At 66.9% G+C, this 1200-nt stretch carries 2 protein-coding genes; both read left to right on the top strand.

What is annotated here, in order from left to right:
* Positions 1-641: 641 nt before the first annotated feature.
* A complete protein-coding gene (locus tag AB2L27_RS20150; RefSeq protein WP_370443276.1) occupies positions 642-854 on the top strand; it encodes a hypothetical protein in 213 nt (70 codons plus the stop codon).
* Between the two features lie 71 nt (positions 855-925).
* Positions 926-1090 carry a hypothetical protein gene (locus AB2L27_RS20145; protein ID WP_370443275.1) on the top strand — a complete coding sequence of 55 codons (165 nt, stop codon included), beginning with the start codon at positions 926-928 and terminating at the stop codon, positions 1088-1090.
* The last annotated feature ends 110 nt before the right edge of the window (positions 1091-1200 follow it).

Raw genomic sequence — 1200 nt, 5'->3', positions numbered from 1 at the left:
CAGGCAGCAGCGTGGCGAACTGGGCCCACAGGGGTTCGGTCAGTGATGATGGCAGGACGGGCACGGGTTCTCCGGTGGTGGTGCAGCGTAGAGAACTCCATGATCACCGGGGCCCGTGTCCGCCCCGACGTGTGACACGCCGGCCCCATCCAGCCGTCGGGTGCTGACCCGTCGTGACACCTACTGCCGGTCGCTCTTAGCAGTGTGAGCGCGGGAGGAACCCGCATCCGGCTAGCGGGCCGCTGCCGCCCGAGGTTGCTCCGAGTGAGTGCAGGGATCCGGTGTGACCGGATCGCCCGCCCTACTTTCGAGGGATGCCTCAACGGAGCGCACTGCAGTCGTCAGGGTCCTTGGGGTCTTCGTGCCCTCGGACTCGCGACCGTGGCCAGCGCGGACCCGGCAGGCCCTGCGCAGGCTGGGGCAGCGCACGCAGGACCATCCGGACGACGCCCAGCGAATGGTGGTGAAGAGGCTTGAGCAGGTCCAGGGATCATCTGGACGTCTCGGAGCGTCGACCGATGAGCGGATGGACGCCTTGCTCTCTTGCCTGGCCCTGGGGCGGCAAGTCGCTCGAACGCAGCGGCATGCTCAAGGTCGAGCAAGTGGTGTCGATGAACTGAGTACGGACTAGGGTGGTGAGCATGATGACGCGGAAGCTGCTCCAGCGGGCCAAGTGGCTGCTCGTGGACGCGTACGACCGCGTCACGGATCGGGAGTACCCGGACGTCATGCCCACCCTCAGTGGCCGGCCGCAGAAGTCCGCCGCGCAGGTCGCGGCCGATTTCCATCGAACCCGGGGGCAGCAGCGTCACTTCGATCTGTCGGTTCCTGTGCGGGCCCGGGTCCGCAACTGAGCTGGGGCTCGCTGCACCGCGGCAACACCTCGGCGCAGGAGCTGCGCTCGTTTCGCCTCTGGCATGCAGGCATGACCGAGTACGAGGCCGACGTAGAGCGGATCGTGCACGAGGAAATGCCCAAGCAGCTCGTCACCGAGAGCAAGGCTTCACAGCGACGCTTCCAGTTGCGAGGCTCACGAGACGTGGCCAAGAAGCTGGAAGCGGTGGGGGCCTGGAAAAAACGGCTCTCCTGACTGATGTGTGAGCCTTCAGCGGCCCCCGCGACCCGGTAGTGGCGGACAGAACCCACCCAGCGCCAGCATCGCCAACCCCACCAACGGCGCCGCCGAATGGAACCCGAACG

Source organism: Kineococcus halophytocola, assembly GCF_041276425.1.
Classification (GTDB): domain Bacteria; phylum Actinomycetota; class Actinomycetes; order Actinomycetales; family Kineococcaceae; genus Kineococcus; species Kineococcus halophytocola.
This window is presented reverse-complemented; position numbering and strand designations above follow the sequence as displayed.

Excerpts from the sequence above, each read along its gene's own strand:
- AB2L27_RS20145 (WP_370443275.1), top strand. The coding sequence starts at position 926 with ATGACCGAGTACGAGGCCGACGTAGAGCGGATCGTGCACGAGGAAATG.
- AB2L27_RS20150 (WP_370443276.1), top strand. The coding sequence starts at position 642 with ATGATGACGCGGAAGCTGCTCCAGCGGGCCAAGTGGCTGCTCGTGGAC.